General features: G+C 60.4%; 25 protein-coding genes and 2 riboswitches. Of the genes, 8 read left to right on the top strand and 17 right to left on the bottom strand.

Annotated features, from left to right (window positions below; translation table 11 throughout):
* Positions 1–18: 18 nt before the first annotated feature.
* The 6 genes from KOM00_RS09560 to ilvY all read right to left on the bottom strand — a co-directional run bounded on the left by KOM00_RS09560 (position 19) and on the right by ilvY (position 5,018).
* Complete coding sequence (locus tag KOM00_RS09560) at positions 19–765, bottom strand: isoprenyl transferase (protein ID WP_216498692.1); 747 nt, start codon at positions 763–765, stop codon at positions 19–21.
* Between the two features lie 114 nt (positions 766–879).
* A complete protein-coding gene (frr, locus tag KOM00_RS09555; protein ID WP_216498691.1) occupies positions 880–1,437 on the bottom strand; it encodes a ribosome recycling factor in 558 nt (185 codons plus the stop codon).
* Between the two features lies 1 nt (position 1,438).
* Positions 1,439–2,161, bottom strand: a complete 723-nt coding sequence (gene pyrH / locus KOM00_RS09550; protein ID WP_216498690.1) for a UMP kinase — start codon at positions 2,159–2,161, stop codon at positions 1,439–1,441.
* A 175-nt stretch (positions 2,162–2,336) separates the two neighbouring features.
* Positions 2,337–2,987 carry a translation elongation factor Ts gene (tsf, locus tag KOM00_RS09545; protein ID WP_216498689.1) on the bottom strand — a complete coding sequence of 217 codons (651 nt, stop codon included), beginning with the start codon at positions 2,985–2,987 and terminating at the stop codon, positions 2,337–2,339.
* Between the two features lie 91 nt (positions 2,988–3,078).
* A complete protein-coding gene (gene rpsB / locus KOM00_RS09540; protein ID WP_216498688.1) occupies positions 3,079–3,846 on the bottom strand; it encodes a 30S ribosomal protein S2 in 768 nt (255 codons plus the stop codon).
* Positions 3,847–4,094: 248 nt separating this feature from the next.
* A complete protein-coding gene (gene ilvY, locus KOM00_RS09535; protein ID WP_216498687.1) occupies positions 4,095–5,018 on the bottom strand; it encodes an HTH-type transcriptional activator IlvY in 924 nt (307 codons plus the stop codon).
* Between the two features lie 239 nt (positions 5,019–5,257).
* Between ilvY and ilvC the strand changes: the two genes are divergently transcribed.
* Positions 5,258–6,730 (top strand): ketol-acid reductoisomerase, encoded by a 1,473-nt coding sequence (gene ilvC, locus KOM00_RS09530; protein ID WP_216498686.1) that lies wholly within the window; start codon positions 5,258–5,260, stop codon positions 6,728–6,730.
* Between the two features lie 96 nt (positions 6,731–6,826).
* Here ilvC and KOM00_RS09525 read toward each other — a convergent pair whose 3' ends face one another.
* Entirely contained in the window at positions 6,827–7,699 is an 873-nt protein-coding gene (locus tag KOM00_RS09525; RefSeq protein WP_216498685.1) for a hypothetical protein, read from the bottom strand.
* A 307-nt stretch (positions 7,700–8,006) separates the two neighbouring features.
* On the opposite strand from KOM00_RS09525, the gene KOM00_RS09520 reads away from it, so the two are divergent.
* Complete coding sequence (locus tag KOM00_RS09520; protein WP_216498684.1) at positions 8,007–8,777, top strand: DNA-binding protein; 771 nt, start codon at positions 8,007–8,009, stop codon at positions 8,775–8,777.
* A gap of 163 nt (positions 8,778–8,940) precedes the next feature.
* Here the strand turns inward: KOM00_RS09520 and KOM00_RS09515 are convergent, their stop codons facing one another.
* From KOM00_RS09515 to KOM00_RS09475, 9 genes are all read right to left on the bottom strand, one after another.
* Positions 8,941–9,330: a hypothetical protein gene (locus tag KOM00_RS09515; protein WP_216498683.1), complete on the bottom strand. Its 390-nt coding sequence runs from the start codon at positions 9,328–9,330 to the stop codon at positions 8,941–8,943.
* Positions 9,331–9,433: 103 nt separating this feature from the next.
* Entirely contained in the window at positions 9,434–9,877 is a 444-nt protein-coding gene (gene rplI / locus KOM00_RS09510; RefSeq protein ID WP_216498682.1) for a 50S ribosomal protein L9, read from the bottom strand.
* A 23-nt stretch (positions 9,878–9,900) separates the two neighbouring features.
* Complete coding sequence (locus tag KOM00_RS09505; RefSeq protein WP_239027622.1) at positions 9,901–10,842, bottom strand: YybS family protein; 942 nt, start codon at positions 10,840–10,842, stop codon at positions 9,901–9,903.
* Between the two features lie 12 nt (positions 10,843–10,854).
* The gene (rpsR, locus tag KOM00_RS09500; protein ID WP_183350613.1) at positions 10,855–11,133 is read right to left on the bottom strand and encodes a 30S ribosomal protein S18; all 279 of its coding nucleotides are present in this window, start codon (positions 11,131–11,133) and stop codon (positions 10,855–10,857) included.
* 3 nt (positions 11,134–11,136) lie between these two features.
* Positions 11,137–11,538: a 30S ribosomal protein S6 gene (gene rpsF / locus KOM00_RS09495; protein ID WP_216498680.1), complete on the bottom strand. Its 402-nt coding sequence runs from the start codon at positions 11,536–11,538 to the stop codon at positions 11,137–11,139.
* Between the two features lie 225 nt (positions 11,539–11,763).
* Positions 11,764–12,858, bottom strand: a complete 1,095-nt coding sequence (ychF, locus tag KOM00_RS09490; protein ID WP_216498679.1) for a redox-regulated ATPase YchF — start codon at positions 12,856–12,858, stop codon at positions 11,764–11,766.
* A 131-nt stretch (positions 12,859–12,989) separates the two neighbouring features.
* Complete coding sequence (gene pth / locus KOM00_RS09485; protein ID WP_216498678.1) at positions 12,990–13,556, bottom strand: aminoacyl-tRNA hydrolase; 567 nt, start codon at positions 13,554–13,556, stop codon at positions 12,990–12,992.
* A 12-nt stretch (positions 13,557–13,568) separates the two neighbouring features.
* Positions 13,569–14,156, bottom strand: a complete 588-nt coding sequence (locus tag KOM00_RS09480) for a 50S ribosomal protein L25 (RefSeq protein ID WP_216498677.1) — start codon at positions 14,154–14,156, stop codon at positions 13,569–13,571.
* Positions 14,157–14,214: 58 nt separating this feature from the next.
* A complete protein-coding gene (locus tag KOM00_RS09475) occupies positions 14,215–15,165 on the bottom strand; it encodes a ribose-phosphate pyrophosphokinase (protein WP_216498676.1) in 951 nt (316 codons plus the stop codon).
* Between the two features lie 327 nt (positions 15,166–15,492).
* Between KOM00_RS09475 and KOM00_RS09470 the strand changes: the two genes are divergently transcribed.
* Positions 15,493–15,906 (top strand): PilZ domain-containing protein, encoded by a 414-nt coding sequence (locus KOM00_RS09470; protein WP_216498675.1) that lies wholly within the window; start codon positions 15,493–15,495, stop codon positions 15,904–15,906.
* A gap of 22 nt (positions 15,907–15,928) precedes the next feature.
* On the opposite strand, the gene KOM00_RS09465 is transcribed toward KOM00_RS09470, so the two are convergent.
* Positions 15,929–16,300 (bottom strand): hypothetical protein, encoded by a 372-nt coding sequence (locus tag KOM00_RS09465; protein ID WP_216498674.1) that lies wholly within the window; start codon positions 16,298–16,300, stop codon positions 15,929–15,931.
* A gap of 218 nt (positions 16,301–16,518) precedes the next feature.
* Positions 16,519–16,595, top strand: a riboswitch (cyclic di-GMP riboswitch).
* A 119-nt stretch (positions 16,596–16,714) separates the two neighbouring features.
* On the opposite strand from KOM00_RS09465, the gene KOM00_RS09460 reads away from it, so the two are divergent.
* The 5 genes from KOM00_RS09460 (at position 16,715) to KOM00_RS09440 (ending at position 20,048) form a co-directional block, all read left to right on the top strand.
* On the top strand, positions 16,715–16,987 hold the full coding sequence (locus KOM00_RS09460; RefSeq protein WP_236026854.1) for a hypothetical protein: 273 nt from the start codon (positions 16,715–16,717) through the stop codon (positions 16,985–16,987).
* Positions 16,988–17,021: 34 nt separating this feature from the next.
* Positions 17,022–17,954, top strand: a complete 933-nt coding sequence (locus tag KOM00_RS09455) for a DUF4382 domain-containing protein (protein WP_216498673.1) — start codon at positions 17,022–17,024, stop codon at positions 17,952–17,954.
* Positions 17,955–18,026: 72 nt separating this feature from the next.
* On the top strand, positions 18,027–18,428 hold the full coding sequence (locus KOM00_RS09450; RefSeq protein ID WP_216498672.1) for a bacteriohemerythrin: 402 nt from the start codon (positions 18,027–18,029) through the stop codon (positions 18,426–18,428).
* A 57-nt stretch (positions 18,429–18,485) separates the two neighbouring features.
* A riboswitch (cyclic di-GMP riboswitch) is annotated at positions 18,486–18,562 on the top strand.
* Positions 18,563–18,743: 181 nt separating this feature from the next.
* Positions 18,744–19,409, top strand: coding sequence for a lipid-binding SYLF domain-containing protein (locus tag KOM00_RS09445; RefSeq protein ID WP_216498671.1), 666 nt, complete (start codon positions 18,744–18,746; stop codon positions 19,407–19,409).
* A 270-nt stretch (positions 19,410–19,679) separates the two neighbouring features.
* A complete protein-coding gene (locus KOM00_RS09440; RefSeq protein WP_216498670.1) occupies positions 19,680–20,048 on the top strand; it encodes a hypothetical protein in 369 nt (122 codons plus the stop codon).
* Positions 20,049–20,337 lie beyond the last annotated feature (289 nt).

Here is a 20,337-nt window from a genome sequence, read left to right as displayed (position 1 = left end):
GCGCACCCCGGAAATGGTCTAGGACGGCGTCTCTGCCAGCTGCTCGCTGGTCATGCCGAACCTGCGCTCTCTGGACTGGAAGTCGCGGAAGGCCCGCGCCAGCTCGTGCTTGTCGAAATCGGGCCAATTGACATCGGTGAAGTAAAGTTCGGCGTAGGCAAGCTGCCAGAGCAGGAAGTTGCTGATGCGCATCTCCCCGCTGGTCCTGATCAGGAGGTCAGGGTCCGGTATCCCCGCGGTGAAAAGGGACCGGGTGAAGGCGCTCTCGTCGATCTGCTCGAGATCGAGCCTTCCCGCGGCGACCTCGCCGGCGAGCCTCTTCGCGGCCGACACGATCTCCTGGCGGCTGCCGTAGGAGAGCGCCAGGGTGAGCAGCATGCCGCCGTTGCCGGCCGTCTTGTCGATGGTGTGCTGGATCTCCCGGCTCACGTCCTCGGGGAGGTCGGCGCGGTTGCCGATCACGTTAAAGCGGATGTCGTTCTGCATCATCCGCGCGGTTTCGCTCCGGATGTACTGCTTCAACAGCGCCATGAGCGCCTTGACCTCGGTCTTGGGGCGCAGCCAGTTCTCCGCGGAGAAGGCGAACAGGGTCAGGTAGCCGATCCCCAGGCGCGAACACTCCTCGACGATGACCCGAACGGTCTCCACACCTTTTTGATGCCCAACGATCCTGCGCAGCATGCGCTGCTTGGCCCAGCGGCCGTTGCCGTCCATGATGACGGCGAGGTGCTTCGGGAGTTTCTTCGGGTCTAAGCTGTTGTCCATGAGCATCCTGAAAACAAAAAATCCCCTTGAATCGGGGGGTTCACTTGAGGGAGCGGCGGCAGCCGGACGGCGACGATCAAGGGGGAGCGAAGCTCCCCCCTGATCTGTCGGTCCTTAGACCTCCATTACCTCTTTTTCCTTGTGGGCCAGCACCTCGTCGCACTTGGCGACGTACTTGTTGGTGGAGTCCTGGACGTCCTTCTCGGCGCGCTTTAGCTCGTCCTCGGAGATCTGCTTGTCCTTCTCGAGCTTCTTCAGCTTGTCGATGGCGTCGCGGCGGATGTTCCTGAGGGCCACCTTGGCCTCCTCGGCGTCACGCTTCAGCTGCTTGACGATGTCCTTGCGGCGCTCCTCGGTGAGCGGCGGGAGGACGAGGCGGATCACCTTGCCGTCGTTGGCCGGGGTGAGCCCCAGGTTTGAGTTCATGATCGCCTTCTCGATGGGGCCGATCATCTTGTTGTCCCAGGGAGAGATGGTGATGGTGCGCGCCTCGGGAACGGCAAGGGAGGCCACCTGGTTCAGCGGCGACGGCGTCCCGTAGGAATCGACCTTGATCTCGTCCAGAAGTGCTGTGCTGGCGCGGCCGGTACGGACCTTCTGGTAGTCCTTCCTGAGCGAATCTATGGACTTGTCCATGTGGACGTGCATATCGGCGATGACATCCTTTATCATGCTATTCTCCTTCTTTGACGATGGTGCCGATCGGTTCGCCGTTGACCACCCGCACGACATTGCCGTCGGTCGTCACATCGAACACGATAATCGGAAGGCTGTTGTCCATGCAGAGCGAGATCGCGGTGGCGTCCATCACCTGGAGCCCCTTCCTGAGGACCTCCAGGTAGCTGAGGGTGCCGTACTTGGTGGCGCTCTTGTCCTTGTTGGGGTCTGCGGAGTAGACGCCGTCCACCTTGGTCCCCTTGAGGATCACGTCGGCGCCGATCTCCATGGCCCTGAGGCTCGCCGCGGTATCGGTGGTGAAGTAGGGGTTGCCGGTACCGGCGCCGAAGATGACCACCCTCCCCTTCTCCAGGTGCCTGATGGCGCGCCGGCGGATGTAGGGTTCGGCGACCTCGGCCATGCCGATGGCGGATTGGACGCGGGTGTCGACGCCGACCTTCTCCAGGGCGTCCTGCATGGCGAGGGAGTTGATCATGGTGGCGAGCATCCCCATGTAGTCGGCGCTGGCGCGGTCCATCCCCTTGGAGGAGGCTGCGACGCCGCGGAAGATGTTGCCGCCGCCGATGACCAGGCACAGCTCGACGCCGAGATCCACCACCTGCTTCACCTCGCGGGCGATCGCGGTGATGGTGTTCGGGTCGATGCCGTACCCCTGTTCGCCGCCGAGGGCCTCGCCGGAAAGCTTGAGAAGTACTCTTTTGTAATAGGGTTCTGCCATCGTAGTCACCTTGCCTTTTCTTGACGGCAAATAGCCTTCACGCAGAACAGGTTCCGGGGGGGCTTGCCTCCCCGGTGCGCCCGCCCGGGCGAGAACCTCCCGCGCAGGGCCGTTTGCCTTGCTGCAGATAAAAAAAGAGCCGCCCATTTTCATGGCCGGCTCCCGTTGGAACGTCTTACACGCCGGCCGCCGCGGCGACCTCTGCCGCGAAATCGCTCTCCTTCTTGGCGAGCCCCTCGCCGAGTACGAACTTGGCGAAGCGGCGGATGCTCATGTTCTCGCCGATGGAAGCGATGGTCTCGTTGAGGACCGTCTGGATGGTCTTGTCCGGGTCCTTCACGTAGGCCTGCTCGAGGAGGCAGATGTCGCCGAAGAACTTGTTGATCTGCCCTTCGAGGATCTTCTCGATGATGGCCGCCGGCTTGCCGCTCTCCTTGGCCTTCTCGCGGTAGATCGCCTTCTCGCGCTCGATGAGCTCTGCCGGCACTTCCTCGCGGCGTACGTAGAGCGGGGAGGCGGCGGCGATGTGCATCGCGATGTCCTTCACGAAGGCCTGGAAGTTCTCGTTCTTGGCCACGAAGTCGGTCTCGCAGTTGACCTCGACCAGGACGCCGATCTTGCCGCCGGCGTGGATGTAGGAACCGACCAGACCCTCGGTGGCGGCGCGGCCGGCCTTCTTGGAGGCGGCGGCCAGACCCTTGGTACGCAGGTAGTCGATCGCCTTCTCGTGATCGCCGTTGGTTTCGGTCAGGGCCTTCTTGCAGTCCATGAGGCCGGCGCCGGTTACTTTCCTGAGTTCGTTTACCTGTGCAGCTGTAATGCTCACGTTATCCTCCACAGTCACCCGCGCCTCGCGGCGCGGGTTTCTTAGTCATTGTGTTATTGAAAGGTGTTGCGGTCGCCGCGGACGGGGAGGCTTAGGCCTCGGCGGTAACCTCTTCAGCCACTTCCTCGCCCTCGGTGGAGAACTCTTCCTCGGCGCCGGTCTGGAGACGGGCGTTGCGAGCCTGGGCACCCTCGAGGACTGCATCAGCCATCTTGCTGGTCAAAAGGCGGATGGCGCGGATGGCGTCGTCGTTGCCCGGGATGACGTAGTTGATGTCGTCCGGATCGCAGTTGGTGTCGACGATGGCGACGACCGGGATGCCGAGTTTCTTGGCTTCGCTGACGGCGATCTCTTCGTTTTTCGGGTCAACCACGAACAGCACGCCCGGAACCTTGCCCATGCCCTTGATGCCGCCCAGGGTCTTCTCGAGCTTCTCGCGCTCCTTGGCGAGCTTGAGCTGCTCTTTCTTGGTGTAAGCCTCGATGGTGCCGTCAGCGATCATGGCGTCGAGACGCTTGAGACGGTCGATGCTCTGCTTCACGGTGGAGAAGTTGGTGAGCATGCCGCCCAGCCAACGGTCGTTGACGAAGAACTGCCCGCAACGCAGCGCCTCTTCGGCCACGGAATCCTGTGCCTGCTTCTTGGTGCCGACGAAGAGGATGGTCTCGCCTGCCTGGGCCGCGTCGGTGACGAAGCTGTAGGCGTTCTTGAAGAGCCTTACGGTCTTCTGCAGGTCGATGATGTAGATCCCGTTACGTGCGCCGAAGATGTACGGCTTCATTTTCGGGTTCCATCTCTTGGTCTGGTGCCCGAAGTGGACGCCGGCTTCCAGCAGTTCTTTCATGGTGATGTTCGACATTTTTTCTTTCTCCTTTTGGTTTTCCCTCCGCCACCCATTAATACCGGAACCCGCTGGGCGGGCACCACCGGCACGGCTGCAATGGCGTGCGAATTTTAAACAGCAAACTTATATAGCACAGGGTAGAAACGAAGGCAAGGCGAAAACCGACTCACGAAAAGCAGCAAAGACGCCAGGCCGACACCTTTGACAGGGATAAAAACGGGTCAAATGGATAACCCAAAAACAGTACCCTCACAGGAAAGGCCTCACCTTTTGCCTTTCATCCCTTTTATCCCTTTCATCCCCGTCAGGTTGTGCTCCTCTGCCAGTTCCCAGAACGCCTTCACGCTCGGTCGCTGCAGGTTCCTCTTGCTGGTGCAGAGCCCTACCTCGTAGGGCTTCAAGACCGGCGCGTTGTCCAGGACAACCACCTCGTCCCGAAACGGACTCCGCTCGAGGACCAGTTGCGGCACGATGCCGACCCCGCACCCCAGGCGAACCATGGCGATGATCGCCTCGTTGCCGGAAACCTCGGAGGTGATGTTGGGAGTGATGCGGTGCTCCTTGAGCCACTGGTCCAGGCGCCGGCGCGAAAGCCCGGTCTGCGGCAGCACAAGCGGCGCCCGGGAGAGATCGAGACGGTCCCCCTCGACCGGCACCTCGGCGGCACCGGACCGCCGCGGCGCGATGAAGATCAGCGGGATGGTGACGATGGGGAGAAACTGGATGTTCGCGCGCGCCCCGTCCGGAAAGGCCGCGACAGCCAGATCTATCTCGCCGCTTTGCACCTGGGACACCGCCTGCTCCGCGGCACCCGTGCGCAGCTCCAGCTGCACCTCGGGGTACTTCTCCCGGTACGATTCCAACAGCTCGGGAAGAAGGCCGTACACCGCGGTGATCGATGCGTAGATGGAGAGGGAACCGGCCACGGCCTGCTCGTTTTTCACCGACGAGCGCAGGCTTTGCCATTCGCTGAGGCAAAGCCGCGCGTAGGACTTCAGGCGTTCGCCCGCAGGCGATAGCGTGACCGTGCGGTTGTCGCGCAGAAACAGGGGCTGCTCCAGCTCCTCCTCCATGCGCTGGATGGTGCGGGTGAGCGCCGAGGGACTCAGGTTGCAGGCCTGGCTGGCCCGGCCGAAGTGCCTGAGCTCCGCAACCGCAAGGAATATCTCCAGCTCTCTAAGATCCATGTGAACCCTCTACCTCTATATAAATGCACGCGTGCCGCCCCCTCCCCCTCCGGGAGTGGGTCGGGATGAGGTCATACCCGCGACCTCGCCTTCACCGCCCGCGCCACTTATTGCGCGACACGCAACACAATATGCACAACAAATCAATTTACGCAACGTGAAATTTGGTATACATTCGCCACACTTTCACACCACCGACCGCGAGTAACCACACCACACTATATATTCAGGAGGGAAAGATGGGACAGAACTACTTCAACACCCTGCCGCTGCGGCGCCAGCTGCAGGAACTGGGCACCTGCCGCTTCATGGACGCTTCCGAGTTCGCCAACGGCTGCGAGTACGTGAAAGGCAAGAAGATCGTCATCGTCGGCTGCGGCGCACAGGGGCTCAACCAGGGGCTCAACATGCGCGACAGCGGGCTTGACGTCTCCTACACCCTCAGGAAAGAGGCCATCGAGCAGAAGCGCCAGTCCTACCTAAACGCCGTGGACAACGGCTTCAAGGTCGGCTCCTACGAAGAACTCCTTCCCACCGCCGACATCGTCATGAACCTCGCCCCGGACAAGCAGCACAGCAACGTCGTCGCGACCGTCATCCCGTTCATGAAGCAGGGCGCCGTGTTCAGCTACGCCCACGGCTTCAACATCGTCGAGGAAGGGACCCAGATCCGCAAGGACCTGACCGTGGTCATGATCGCCCCGAAGTGCCCGGGCTCCGAGGTGCGCGCCGAGTACAAGCGCGGCTTCGGCGTTCCGACCCTCATCGCGGTGCACCGCGAGAACGATCCCAACGGCGACGGCCTCGAGATCGCCAAGGCGATCGCCTCCGCGCAGGGTGGCGACCGCGCCGGCGTGCTCGAGTCCTCCTTCGTCGCCGAGGTGAAAAGCGACCTCATGGGCGAACAGACCATCCTCTGCGGCATGCTGCAGGCGGGCGCGCTCCTTTGCTTTGACAAGATGACCGCAAACGGCATCGCCGCCCCCTACGCGGTCAAGCTGATCCAGTACGGCTGGGAGACCATCACCGAGGCCCTCAAGCACGGCGGCATCACCAACATGATGGATCGCCTCTCCAACCCGGCCAAACTGGTCGCGTTCAAGCTTGCGGCCGAGCTAAAGGACATCATGCGCCCGCTGTTCGAAAAGCACATGGACGACATCATGAGCGGCGAGTTCTCCCGCACCATGATGGAGGACTGGGCCAACGACGACGTAAAGCTCCTTACCTGGCGCGAGCAGACCGGCCAGACCGCCTTCGAGAAGACCGAGGCGGCCGGCGAGATCTCCGAGCAGGAGTACTTCGACAAGGCCATCCTCATGGTGGCCATGGTGAAGGCCGGTGTCGAGCTCGCCTTCGAGACCATGGTCAACACCGGCATCGAGCCGGAGAGCGCCTACTACGAGTCCCTGCACGAGACCCCGCTCATCGCCAACACCATCGCCAGGAAGAAGCTGTACGAGATGAACCGCGTCATCTCCGACACCGCCGAGTACGGCTGCTACCTCTTCTCCCACGCCTGCGTGCCGCTGCTTAAGGATTTCATGGCCGAGGTCGGCACCGACGTGATCGGCAAGGGGCTCGACGTGAAGGACAACAGCGTCGACAACCAGCTGCTGGTCGCGGTCAACGCCGAGATCCGCAACCACCTGGTCGAGGAAGTGGGCGCCGAACTGCGCGCCGCAATGAAGGGTATGCAGAAGATCGTGTAAGTCTTCAAGGCAGGGATAGTCAGGACAAAAAAGGCGCTCGTTTGAGCGCCTTTTTTGTTTCGTCGATCCCCTTCCCTTTGCGGGAGGGGGAGCTTCTCATTCGCCGACGTTCGGGGCCTGCGCCTCCGAGGTGCCCGTCGCCGGCGCATGGGTCGCTTCCAGGATGCTGCTCAGAAGGTAGACCATGGGCTTGATCACGTTCTCGTCGCTCCAATAGGCGGAGTGGTTCGCCGGATTCCATGAGGTCAGGATGTTGCCGACGCTCACCTCGATGTCCTCGGAGACCGATGCCGAGTAACTGAGACTGAGCGGCTTCAGCGGCCACCCCAGCACGTCATCGGAATCGTAGAGGTTCAGCCACTTCGCCTTTTTCCTGAGCGGCTCGGCGAGGTGCCGGGGGGGAAACTCGATGCAGGCGAGGTTCTCCTTGTCCACGCAGAAAAGCGGGATGTTGCTCCCCAGCGTGACCAGGCCGGTGAGCGTTTCCATCCGCTCGAACGGGGTGCTTCCGTAGCGCTCCAGGTCGTACCCCTTCTGACGGTCCCAGATGTAGTTCGACATGAACACCGACCCCATGGAATGCGCCACGATGACGAGCGGCTTGTCCTGGTCGCCCAGTTTGGCACGCAGCTGCTGGAGCCCCTGGTGCACCACGCCATGGATCCTGTGATAGAGACTGTCGGTGCGGCTGCCCAAGGCGTGGTAGGAGCTCATGGTGCCGAAGGCGTTCAGGAAGAACTTGCGCAGTTTTGCCCAGTTCAGGTCGTTGTTCGCCGCCAGGTCGACCCAGATCTGGTGCTCCCTGGCTGACAGCAGCGGAGCCCAGTAGACCCCCTGCCAGGCGATCTCCTCCCGGTTCAGACCGCGCCCGGAGATCCTCTCGCGCAGTTCATAGACCATGTCGTGAGCGAAATCGTCGGCCAAAGTCCCCATACCATGCACAAGCAGCACACCCACTTTCTTGTTCATGTATGCCCCCTTTCGCGCCCCCCCATTGGAACAGGCGCACCGCGCGTCCCCGCACCGGCGTTGTCTACGCCCCCGCTGGGGCATCCACCGCAAATCGCGCTTTAATGTAGCAACACAAAATATAACTGGTTAATTCGAGGGTGCAACCCTTGCCCGGTCATGAGGGGGGGAGAAAGACCAAACGCAAGGAAGCGAAGGGGAGCCTTGCGCGCAGGGGACCGGCACCGTTTCTAGAAAAACCTTGTCAATAGTGCGGGAAAAAAGTAGTCTGCCGTGAACAAAAAGCACCCCCTGAAGGAGTCAATAAATGAAACGCCTCGTAAAGATTCTCTCTCTGTTGATCGTCCTCGCCGTACTGACCGCGCAGCAGGTGGGTGCAGCGGACACCAAGCCCAAGGAAATACCTCTTTCAGGAAAGGTACTGGAAACCATGGACGGCGGCGGCTATACCTACGTGAACCTGCAGAACGGGTCGGAAAAGGTGTGGGTCGCCATCCCGCTTACCAAGGTGAAGGTCGGGCAGCAGTTGTCGCTCATGCCCGGCTTCGAGATGAAGAACTTCACCAGCAAGGGGCTGAACCGCAAGTTCGACAGGGTTATCTTCTCCGGCGGCCTCGCCGACGCGGAAAAGATCGAGATGAGCCCGTCGGCCATCAAGGCCGTGCACCAGGGGGTTCCCGGAGCCCAGCAGGACGCTGCCAAGGCGGCACCGGCACCCGCCCGCGCGGTTGCTCCCGCACCCCTGGCCAAGAACCAGAAGGTGACCAAAGCCAAGGGTCCCAACGCCTACACCATCGCCGAGATCTACGCCAAGAGCAAGAAACTGGAGAAAAAGCCGGTGGTGGTCCGCGGACGCGTGGCGCGGGTAGCGCAGAAGATCATGAAGAAGAACTGGATCCACCTCGTGGACGGCACCGGATCGAAGGCCCAGAAGACCGACGACCTGGTGATCACTTCGAAGAACCTTCCCAAGGAAGGGGATGTGGTAACCGTTTCCGGCATACTTTATAACAACCTCGACTTCGGCTCCGGCTACCGCTACAACGTCCTCATCCAGGACGCCACCTTGAAGAAGTAAAGGTCACCGCCCCGACCTTCAGACGTCTCTTGGCACCCCCTCCCCTTGCGGGCCTGCGCGCCGAAGCGCCACGGTCCGCCAAGGCGGGAGGGGGGCAGGGCGGCGAAGCCCCGGTCCTGCCGGCGTCGAACGTCGCAGTCCCCTTACTACTACCGCCGCCGGCCTACCCTCTCCTGCTTCTCACTTCCTCGTTGTACTTCCGCATGTTGGCGCTCAACTCGCCGGTGAGCGCGAAATAGTCGTCTATCGCCCGCCCCAGCAGGAACTCCGCCTCGTGCCTCGCGTCCATGTGCACGTACAGCTCCGTCTCGTGCGCCGCCGAAACGTCCCGGCGCGCCCCCCCCTTGGCCGGTCGCAGCAGTTCCAGGACCGACCGAAACGGGCTCTCCTTATCGCCTCGGTCACGCAACCCAAGCAATTGCCCCAGTATCTCCTCGGCGGCCCCGGCCAGGGTGATGATGCTGAAGAGCTCCTTCTGGGCGAAGAACAGCAACAGCGCCGTCTCCAGTTGCTTCGTGGCGATATCCTGCTTGTGGTGTTTCTCTATGTTCACGGCTCCCCCTGTGGCGGTTACTTGGCCCAAACGGAAAAGGGCCGCGCTCCCTGGGGAGGCGGCCCTTCATTATTACCAGAAACTACGAGCTTTGCAGCAAGGCTTAGGCCTTGGTGATCACGACTTTCAGGGTGGCGACCACTTCCGGGTGAAGCTTCACGGCTGCGGTGAACTCGCCCAGGTGCTTGATCGGCTCGGCAAGCACGATGCGCTTGCGGTCGACTTCCACGCCGGCAGCTTTGAGCTGCTCGGCCAGTTCCATGTTGGTGACGGCGCCGAAGAGCTTGTCGTCAGCACCGGCCTGGTGAGCGATGGAAAGGGTGATCCCTTCGATCTTGGCCGCGATCAGCTTGGCAGCTTCGAGGACCTTGTTCTTCTTGTACTCGAGGTGGCGCTTGGCGTGCTCGAGGGCCTTGGCGTTCTTCTCGGTGGCCTCGATGGCGAAGCCCTTGGGCAGCAGGTAGTTCCTTGCGTAGCCCGGTGCTACCTTGACGATGTCGCCGATGTGGCCGAGATGTTCTACGTTTTCTTTGAGAATGACCTTCATGTGTTGCCTCCTAGCCTGGTTGATTACAGGTTTTCCTGTTTATTGGGGGACCTGAAGTCCGCCCAGAGATCGAATACGCCCAGCGCCGCCACCGCCAGCACCATCATGGGCTGAAAGATGAGGAGCAGGCTCGCCAAAAGTCTTATAAAGACCGGAACCTGGAGCTTACGGAAGAAAAAGCTGATGATCGCGAACCCTTGCACAGAGTACACGGCGCCCAGAACGATCAGCACGTTCAGGGAGGCGAGGTGCACGATGGGTTCCGGCACGAGGGTGCCGAAACCGGACACGATCAAAAGCCAGACCAGCGGCTCCGGGTTCTTGTACTTCCTGAAGTCACCGACGAACAGCGGCATGCGCAGGCGCGCCGCTATCCCGGCCAGCAGCATCAGGTTCATGCAGGCGATCATCCCGTAGGCCACGGTGACCAGCGCGGGGTAGATGGTGACAACCAGCTGTCCTGCCTGGGACATCGAATCCTGCAGCGCCTTGAGCTCGTCCCCCTTGACACCCGCCTTCTGGTAGATCTGCGAGGTCTGGTTGATGCTCGTCTGCACCCCTTTGCTGATCTTGGCATGCAGGTCGGCCCCCGTCGCCATGCCGTACACCACCGCCGCGACCAACAGGACCGCGATGGTCACCGCCACCGAGTAGATGACGGAGCGTGCTCCCCCCTTGTTCCTGAGCAGGAACTCGGGAAGCGCCAGGGACAGCACGCCGGCCTGCAACAGATAGACGGCCGTCGCGGCCGGATCACCGACGCCGAGAAGAATGGCGCAGCTGGCAAGGACAATCGCAAACCCGGTCACCCTCCCCCGCTTGACCGCGTAGAACGCGGCAGGAGCCGAGGCAAAGAGCCCGGGAATGGTGCCGACCACGGGGAGATAGACGAAAGCAAGGAAGAGCGTCACCGTAGCGACGCTCCCCTTGATCACATCGAAAATCTTCCCCTGCAACGGATTCACCGTCAGCGGCACCTAGGCGGTTGCGTGGCTGCCGGCAATCGGAAGCAGCGCGATGTTCCTGGCGCGCTTGATCGCCTCGGTGATTTCCCTCTGGTGCTTGGAGCAGTTGCCGGAAATGCGGCGCGGGATGATCTTGCCGCGCTCCGAAACGAAATAACGGAGGGTGCGGGGATCTTTGTAGTCAATGGTAACCTGCTTGTCCGCGCAGAAACGGCAGACCTTACGACGCTGGAACGGACGCTTCTTCCTCGGCCCGCTGCTGGTTCTCTGGGGTGCTCTTTCGTCAGCCATCTTTTATTCCTCCACCGTAGTAGTCGTTTCGGCCGGAGCCTCGGTAGCAGCAGCAGCCACTTCCTCGGTCCCTTCCTCGGCACTCTTGGCCGGAGCGGCTGCCGGGACAACCACTTCCTGCTCGAGCTTAACGCTCTGGTACCTGATCACCTTGTCGTCAAGGCGCAGACGGCGCTCCAGCTCAGCGATCAGCGGGGCATCGGCGTCGAAACGGAGGTAAAAGTAACGGCCACGCGGGTTCTTGTTGATCGGGTAAGCCAGCTTCCTGGTGCCCCAGTCTTCAAGCCTCTTGAAATCGCCGTTCATGCTGGCGATCACGTCCTGCACCTTGGTGGAAAGAGCTTTGATCTCTTCGTCACCGAGGTCCGGCTGGACGATGTAAATCGTCTCGTACATCCTGCTCATTGTTAAGCCTCCTCACGGTTAATTTAGCCCCGGTCCAACCCGGAGCAAGGAGATACGGCCCTAAGGCCGTTCTGGTGAACGGTACTTCTTACTACACTTATGAAAATTTGACAAGGGAAAAAGAATCAGATTAAGACAAAGATTAAGATAAAGTTCCAGCCCCTGTCCGCAATCCCGCCATGGCGGCCGGGTCTTCTTAATCTTAATCTCAATCTTTATCTGCTTTTATACATTGAACCTAAAATGCATGACGTCGCCGTCCTGCACCACGTACTCCTTCCCCTCCAGGCGCATCAGCCCCTTTTCCTTGGCGCCACTCTCGCCGCCGGAGGCGATGTAGTCGTTGTAGGAAATCACCTCGGCACGGATGAACCCCTTCTCGAAGTCGGAGTGGATAACGCCCGCGGCGCCGGGGGCCTTGGTCCCCTTGGTGATGGTCCAGGCGCGCACTTCCTTGACCCCGGCGGTGAAGTAGGTGATGAGCCCGAGCAGCTCGTAGCCGGAACGGATCAGGCGGTCGAGCCCGGATTCGGCGAGCCCCATCTCCTCGAGGAAGGCCTGCTTCTCCTCCCCCGCCAGCTCGGAGATCTCGGCTTCGATGGAGCCGCAGATGGTGACCACGCCGTTTCCTTCCTTGGCGGCGAACTGGCGCACCTCGTCGACGTAGGGGTGTTTCCCCTCGAGGTCGTCTTCGGCCACGTTGGCGACGTAGAGCACCGGCTTCGCGGTCATCAGGTGCATGTCGCGCAGGATCATCCGCTCGTCCTCGTTCTCGGGGAGATCCCGCGGCGAGAGCCCCTTCTCCAGGGTCGCCTTCACCTTCTGGCAGAACTCGACGTCTTCCTTGGCCTTCTTGTCGCCGCTTCTCGCTTGCTTCTCGGTTCGCTGCATGCGCTTTTCCACCGTATCGAGGTCGGCAAGCGCCAGCTCGGTCTGGATCACCTCGATGTCGCGCACCGGCGAGACGCTGCCGCTTACGTGCACCACGTTCTCGTTCTCGAAGCAGCGCACCACGTGCAGGATCGCGTCCACGGAGCGGATGTGCCCCAGGAACTTGTTCCCCAGTCCCTCACCCTGGCTCGCCCCTTTTACAAGACCGGCGATGTCGAGGAACTCGACGGTGGTGGGGAGGATCCGCTCCGGGAGCACGATCTCGGCCAGCTTGTCCATGCGGGGATCGGGCACCGAGACGATGCCGACGTTGGGGTCGATGGTGCAGAAGGGATAGTTGGCGGACTCGGCACCGGCCGAGGTGAGCGCGTTGAAGATGGTGGATTTCCCCACGTTGGGGAGACCGACTATGCCGCAGTTGAAACCCATGTGTGTTTCCTTTTAGCTTAAATCAACCCGCTTCAACGGGGCTGAAGCCCCTCGAGGGGGTATCTCTGTCCCCCCTCTCCCAAAGGGCGAGGGGGTCTTGGTCTCGATGTTATTCTCTATCCGGGTCTCGGCTACTTCGCGTTGAAGATGCTCATCGCCTTGGGCATCCCCTCCTTGATCGCCATTTCCATGGCGTCAAGGGAGGTGTCCAGCACTTCCAGCAGCTCGTTCATCTCCTCTTTGGCGAAGTTGGTCAGGACGAAGTTCACCACATCGCCGTGCAGCGGCCGGCCGATGCCGACTCGCACCCGGGCGAAGGCGTTGGAGCCCAGCTCCTGCCCCAGCGAGCGCAGGCCGTTGTGCCCGCCGTGCCCGCCCCCTTCCTTGAGCCGCACCTTGCCGAACGGGATATCGAGGTCGTCGTGGATCACGATGAGATCTGACAGGGAGAGCTTGTAGAAGCGGAGCGCCTCGGCCACCGATCGGCCGGACAGATTCATGAAGGTCTGCGGCTTGAGGAGATAGACCCGCTCGCCCGCCCAGCTGCCGTCACCGGCAAGGCCGGAAAACGCCTTCCTGGTGACGGCGATGTTGGACAGGCTCGCCAGACGGTCTAAAACCATGAAACCCGCGTTGTGGCGGGTCCATGTGTACTTGGGCCCGGGGTTGCCGAGCCCTACGATCAATTTTGCTGCCATAAGGATCCTGGACTAGGCAGCGGCCTCTTCCTCGGCAGTAGCCTTGCGGCCGAGGATGCTGACCACCGGAGCCTTCGGATCGCTCAGGATGGCGGCGCCCACCGGCGCGCTGATGTCGCCCACGTGGATGGAGTGGCCGATGGCGAGCTCGGTGACGTCGACGTTGATGTGCCCCGGGATGTGAACCGGGAGGCACTCGACTTCAACGGTGTGCATCGCAAAGTCGAGGAAGCCGCCTGCCTTGACGCCGGTCGGGGTGCCGACCAGGTTCAGCTTGACCTGTACCTTCACCTTGTCGGCGAGGTTGATCTTGTGCAGGTCGACGTGACGTGCGTGGTTCTTGAGGGAGTCGCGCAGCAGGTCAGCCACGATGACGTTGGCGCCTTCCAGTGCGGCTACGCCCTGCAGGGTCAGGATGTGGTTGCGGCCACCTTCGCCGGCGATGGCTTCGGTCAGTTCCTTCAGCCCGAGCGAGATGCAGACCGGCTCGATACCCTTGCCGTACACGACGGCCGGAACGCGGCCGGCGGCGCGCAGACGACGGCAGATCCCCTTGCCGGTTTTTTCCCTCAGTTCAACATTAAGCACCTGCTTACTCATACATCCTCCGATGTCAATCTTGGTATTTGATCTTCCAATGACAGTTTATATTTTAGTACTACACGAAAAGGGAGCTGACGGATTCGTCCTCGTGGATGCGGCGGATCGCCTCGGCCAGAAGGTCTGCCACGGAAAGCACCCTGAGCTTGTCGGTCTGTTCCGCCTTCTCGCCCAGCGGAACGGTGTCCGTGATGACGACCTTCTCGATGACGGAATTGTTGATCCTATCGATGGCCGGCCCGGAGAGGACCCCGTGGGTGGCGCAGGCGTAGACGCTGGCGGCGCCGTGCTCCTTCAGCGCCAGGGCTGCCTGGGTCAGGGTGCCGGCGGTATCGATCATGTCGTCGAGGATGATGGCGGACTTCCCCTTCACGTCACCGATCAGGTGCATGATCTCCGCGACGTTGGGACCGGTGCGGCGCTTGTCGATCACGGCCAGGGTGCAGCCGAGCCTCTTGGCGAAGGCCCTGGCGCGCTCGGTACCCCCCGCGTCGGGGGAAACCATGACCAGGTTGTCCAGGTCGTCGGCGAAACGGCTCTTCAGGTGGGCCAAAAGCACCGGTGCGGCGTAGAGGTTGTCCACCGGGATGTTGAAGAAGCCCTGGATCTGGCCGGCGTGCAGGTCGATGGTGACCACCCTGTGCGCGCCCGCGGTGGTGATCAGGTCCGCCACCAGCTTGGACGTGATCGGGGTCCTCGGTGCAGCCTTGCGGTCCTGGCGCGCGTAGCCGTAGTAGGGGATCACGGCGGTGATGGTCGCCGCGGACGCCCTCTTCAGGGCATCGATCATGATGAGCAGTTCCATCAAATTGTTGTTGGTCGGGCAGCAGGTGGACTGAACCACGTAGACGTCACGACCGCGCACGTTCTCGCCGATCTCGACCATGATCTCGCCGTCGGAGAAGGTCCTGACCTTCGCCTTGCCCAGAGGGACCCTGAGGCAGTCACAGATCTTCTCTGCCAGAACCGGATTGGAGTTACCGCTGAACACCCTGATCTTGTTTTCCATCAATGCACCGGCCCTCTCTACTTTTTTCTTTTTAAATTGGCTGCGCGTGCACCACTCGCGACGGCGGGGCAGCCTGCATCCAAAACCCAGGAAACGCTACTTAATACAATAGTTGCCGGGTGAAGTCAATGGAAAACCTACCGTGACGGGGCTCCCTCCCCCTTCGCGCAGGCGAGTTCTGGCCGGCGCCAGGAAGGACCATTCGCGCGCCGCGGTCGAAAAGTTCCGGCACAACGGAATGTTGACAAAAAAGACTTCAGCTAGTAAGGGATCTTGACGATAAGATGCCTGGCGAACATCACCGATGTGTGCGAGGAGGGTACCAAGATGGAACAGCGGCGATTTCACCGGGTCACATACAGTGCGCCTGGAGAATTGGTTCATCATGACATCAAATATCGTTGCCGCCTGGAAAACGTCTCCCTGCGCGGAGCCCTTATCAGTGCCGACGAGTGCCTCATGGTGCCTCTCAACGAATCCTGCAGGCTCACGGTCCCCCTCGAACCGGGCACAGAACCTTTGACCCTCACGGTCAGCGTGGTGCACTGCTTCTTCTCGATGATCGGCGTGAAGTTCACCGGGTTTACCGGCGATTCGGAACTGAGACTGCTCGAATTACTGAAGCAGAAGACATCGGAGCCTGACAAGCTGATGCAGGAGTGGGAGAGTCTCAAGAAGGGAAAATCAGTTGCGGAGGAAGACAGGGCCGGCATGCCGGAACCGGTGGCGGCCACCTACTGATCACCGCGGCGCTAGCCCCGGCTCAATGCTTTGCGGGGCCTTCCTCCGAGCCTTGGGGAACGCGCCGCTCGTAGGGGAGGCAACTGTTTATATTGAGCACCTCCTCGGCCAGGGCGAGGCTCTTGTACCTCAGGGAGACCTGCTCCAGTTTGTCCTTTAAACGCAACAGGACATCGATACTCTCGGTCTTCGCGTATTCGTTGTACAACTGCATCACTTCCTTGAACACAAGCTCCAGCGACTCATCCAACGAGGGAGCGGGGCCCGGCACCGGCGCTTCTACGCCAGCGTCCCCTTTGGTCCAGTGCTGACGGACCTCCTCTTTGAACCGTCCCAAGATAAGCCGGTCGATCTTGTACTTGGCATTACCTATTTCAAGGATGCTTCTAACCATGCCCTCTCCCGATACAACTCGAAATCATTAAAAAGAAGACGGCGCAACGATCGCCTCCATGAAGTAAGATTTCGGCAACTGCTCGGGAAACTTTAGTGTTTTTGACTGCAGTATCTGCTTTCGATTAGAAGAAAAAGCCCCGACAAAGCAAAAGCTCCCTTGACACGGTTCCAGCCTTGCGCTATCGTTCCAGCAAATTTTCCAGATCCACATACGATACACGATAATACTAAACCATCCGCGAGGATGGGACGGAAAGCCTACTGGGTCTCACCGAGACAGCCGGGTCGCCGAAATATCAGACTAGATATTCGGCCCCGGCTTTTTTATTGCCCAAAACCCCGTATTCACCTTTGCTTTGACTCCACATTCATGTGGCCAGCCGGGCGAAGTGGTACCCCAGGAGGAACTGACATGAGCATGAAATCGTTACTGAGCGTCTTGGCGGCAGGAGCCGCATTCGTTCTGCTCGGAGCGGCAACCGCCCCGACCGCGCAAGCCGGATCCGTCGGCGTCAACGTCCAACTGAACGGCTACATCCCCGCCCCGCCGGGAGTCCACATCTATTACGAATCCGGCCGCCCCTACTACGTCGAAAACCACCAGCGGGTGTACCTGAAGCAGAAGGAAAAGGAGCATCACGACCACGGTAAAAAGAAAGGGCACAAGAAACATCATCGCGACTGAGAGCATAACTCCCCACTGACAGGAGGATAGCACCATGCGAGAGAAACGTTCTGCCTTACGTATCATGATCCTTTTCGTTTGCGCCGTTGCCACGACCCTTTTGTACCTGAGCGGCTGCGGCGGTGGCGGCAGCAGCGCCGGCAAAGGAACCCTCAAGCTCGCCATCACCGACAAGCAAAGCGACGACTTCCAGAACCTCGTCATCTCCGTCAAGGAGATCAGGGTGGTCCCGGCCGGCCACGAGAACGCCGCCGATGACGACCCCGCCCTCCCGGTCCTGGCAAGGTTCAACCCGCAGGAAAAGGTCATCGACGTGATGACCCTGCAATTCGTCCAGCAAGCCCTGGGCGAGTTGGTGCTCCCGGCCGGGACCTACCGCCAGATCCGCCTGGTGCTGTACCCCAACCCGAACGGGAACCAGGCGCCGGTCAACTACCTTACCCTGAAGAGCGACCCGAACACCAAGATCCCGCTGACCACCCCGAGCGGTCAGCAGTCCGGGCTCAAGATCCTCGGGCCGATGGAGGTCAAGCCCGGCGTGATCAACGCGGTCATGATCGACTTCGACCCGAACACCGCGGTGGTCAAGCGCGGCAACACCAACGAGTACAACCTCAAACCCACCGGCATCAGGCTGATACAGATGGCGGACGTCCTGACGCAGTTCGGCTCCATCATCGGCAACGTCAGCAGCACCCTCCAGAATTGGAGCAGCGCGACCGTTTCCATCAAGCGTCGCGGGTCCATCAACGACACCACGCCCATCGCGTCCGGCCAGATCTTCGCCGGCTATACCAGCGGCAAGTGGCAAGCCCCCTTCTCGGCCTTCGTGCCGGCGAGCGAACCGGGGTGGGGCTACAAGGCCTTCGTCAACTCCAACGGCTTCGCGCTCTACTCCTCCGCCGCAGTACCGGTGGTGCAGGGACAGGCCAGGGACCTGGGTGAAATCGTCCTGGTTCCGCAATAAGAGTGCCATGAAGTGCCCCGGTCCTCGCAGAGGAGGACCGGGGGCGCATTAACGTAGAGGAGATGAAAGTGTATGCCTATAATTGAATGGAAGGACTGTTATGTGGTTGGCATACAGGAGATCGATCAACACCACCAAAGCCTGGTGCAGTATCTCAACAAAACCTATGACCACTTCCGTGAGGGGCACCCGTTGGACCCCTCCGTGCTGGAGATCCTGATCGACTATTCCATGCAGCATTTCGGTTGCGAAGAGCGCTGGATGGAGAACTCCTCCTACCCAAAGCTCGGGCCGCACAAGGAGGAGCACCGGCAATTTCGCACCAAGATCTCCCAACTGAAGAAAAAACAGCCCCTCGACACCAAGGCATCCGTCGAGCTGCTCTGGTTTCTCTGCAACTGGGTCACCCACCACATACGGGAAACCGATGCGGACTTCGGCAGGTACCTGAACTCCCAGTCCCGGCGCGGCTAAAGGGGAGCTGCGAACCGACACATATACCTGGAGGCAAGCCGCCGCGGGGGCATCGATAAGCGATAATACTCAACCATCCGCGAGGATGGGGCGGAAAGCCTACAGGGTCTCACCGAGACAGCCGGGTTGCCGAACTATCACCTGATATTCGGCCCCGGCTTTTTTTTGGTCCGCACCTGGAATATAAGGAATATTATATTTTTAAATCAACCGCTGCGCGAGAACTCGCGTCCTCCCCCTTGTGAAGGGGAGACTGAGGGGGTTTGCATTGGTTGGATCCACAATCTGCACGGACGCAAAGGAGGACAAGAGCATATGAAAACGATGAAACTATTGGCAGCAGCTGTCGCGGCTGTCGCAATGTTCATTTCCGTCACGCCGGCCTATGCCGGGAAGGAGTCGAGAAAGATCGAGGACTGCATCGAGGTGGTCAAGGCGATCAAGGCCATCCCCGAGGATGGGATACCCCCGATGCTGCTGAAGAACGCGCAGGGGATCATGATCATTCCTGAAGTGCTGAAGGTCGGCTTCGTAGTCGGCGGCAGGTACGGCACCGGCGTGCTGACCGTACGCGACGAGAAAGGGAACTGGAGCGATCCCGTCTTCGTAAAAATAGCCGGCGGCAGCCTGGGGTGGCAGATCGGTGCCGAGTCGACCGACCTCATCCTGGTCTTCAAGACTAAAAAAGGAGTGGACGGCGTCCTCAGGGGCAAGTTTACCCTCGGAGCCGACGCATCTGTGGCCGCAGGGCCGGTCGGTCGAAGCGCCGAGGGGGCGACCGACGTCACCCTGAAAAGCGAGATCCTCTCCTATTCTCGCAGCCGCGGTCTCTTTGCCGGTATCGCGCTCAACGGCGCCGCCCTGATGATCGATGACGATGCCAACGGCGCATACTACGGCAACCTCGACCCAAGGACCATAGCGGCCGGCCAGGCCGGCAAGCGCTCCCCGGAAGTAAAGCAGCTGCTTGACCTGCTGTAATCCCCCCACCAGACCAGAAGGCCGCCCGTTGCCCTCGTGGCCGGGCGGCTTTTTTTTGCTGCACGCTAAACCGACGACGCTCTCATTGATTCCAATTTCTTCAAGGCTAATCCCGCTCTCCCCACAAAGATATTAATCACGTTACGCCCCACTTAACTAATGAATGGCTCGCGAGGGTTTCAGCCGCTTGCAAACCGCCAAAACGTGCCCTAGACTTCGTGAAATCCTGCTAATGCTGGCCGCAACCTGCCGGAGAAGAGGAGAATAGCCATGTCCTACATCACTGTATCAGCTGACGTTAAAGGTAAAGACTCCACCTGCCTAAGCAACGTTCGCCGCTGTGCTCGTGGATTGGCGGATTTGGAGCTGTACAAGAACGGCCCCATCCCTATTAATATCGTGCAACAAGCTGTAGATGAGTATGATGCAGCGCACGAAGAGGGTAAATCCGGTAATCGTTCACAGATCCAAAGGCGTAAAAACGCACGCAAAGTCGTCACGGAAATGTTCAAGAAAATCGTCTCGTTCTTACAGTCAGTAGCGACAGAAGAGGATATCCCCGCTCTAATGCAAGCCGGGTTCAACGCCCATGTTCCGGTGTACCGCAAAAAGACAGCACCGGCACCTATGGCAGGTTAAAAAAGACCACATCACTTCGTCAGGCCCAAGCAGCTAAAGCAGGCTAAAATGAAATCCCCCCCGAGGAACCGGCCTATGGCGTAGTTCCCGGGGGGGCTTCCTTCCCAGCCGCTGCGTCAACTCCTCTACAAATACGCCCCCGGTGCCCCCCCATCTCTGATTTTCGAGTTCGAAACGCCTCACGACAGTGAAGGTACCCGTCGCAACAGTGTTGATGACCATCGTAGCAATGTTGATGACCATCGAAACGGTGTTGATACCCATCGTAGCAATGAAGATGACCATCGCA

Source organism: Geomonas diazotrophica, from assembly GCF_018919385.1.
Taxonomy (GTDB): domain Bacteria; phylum Desulfobacterota; class Desulfuromonadia; order Geobacterales; family Geobacteraceae; genus Geomonas; species Geomonas diazotrophica.
This window is presented reverse-complemented; position numbering and strand designations above follow the sequence as displayed.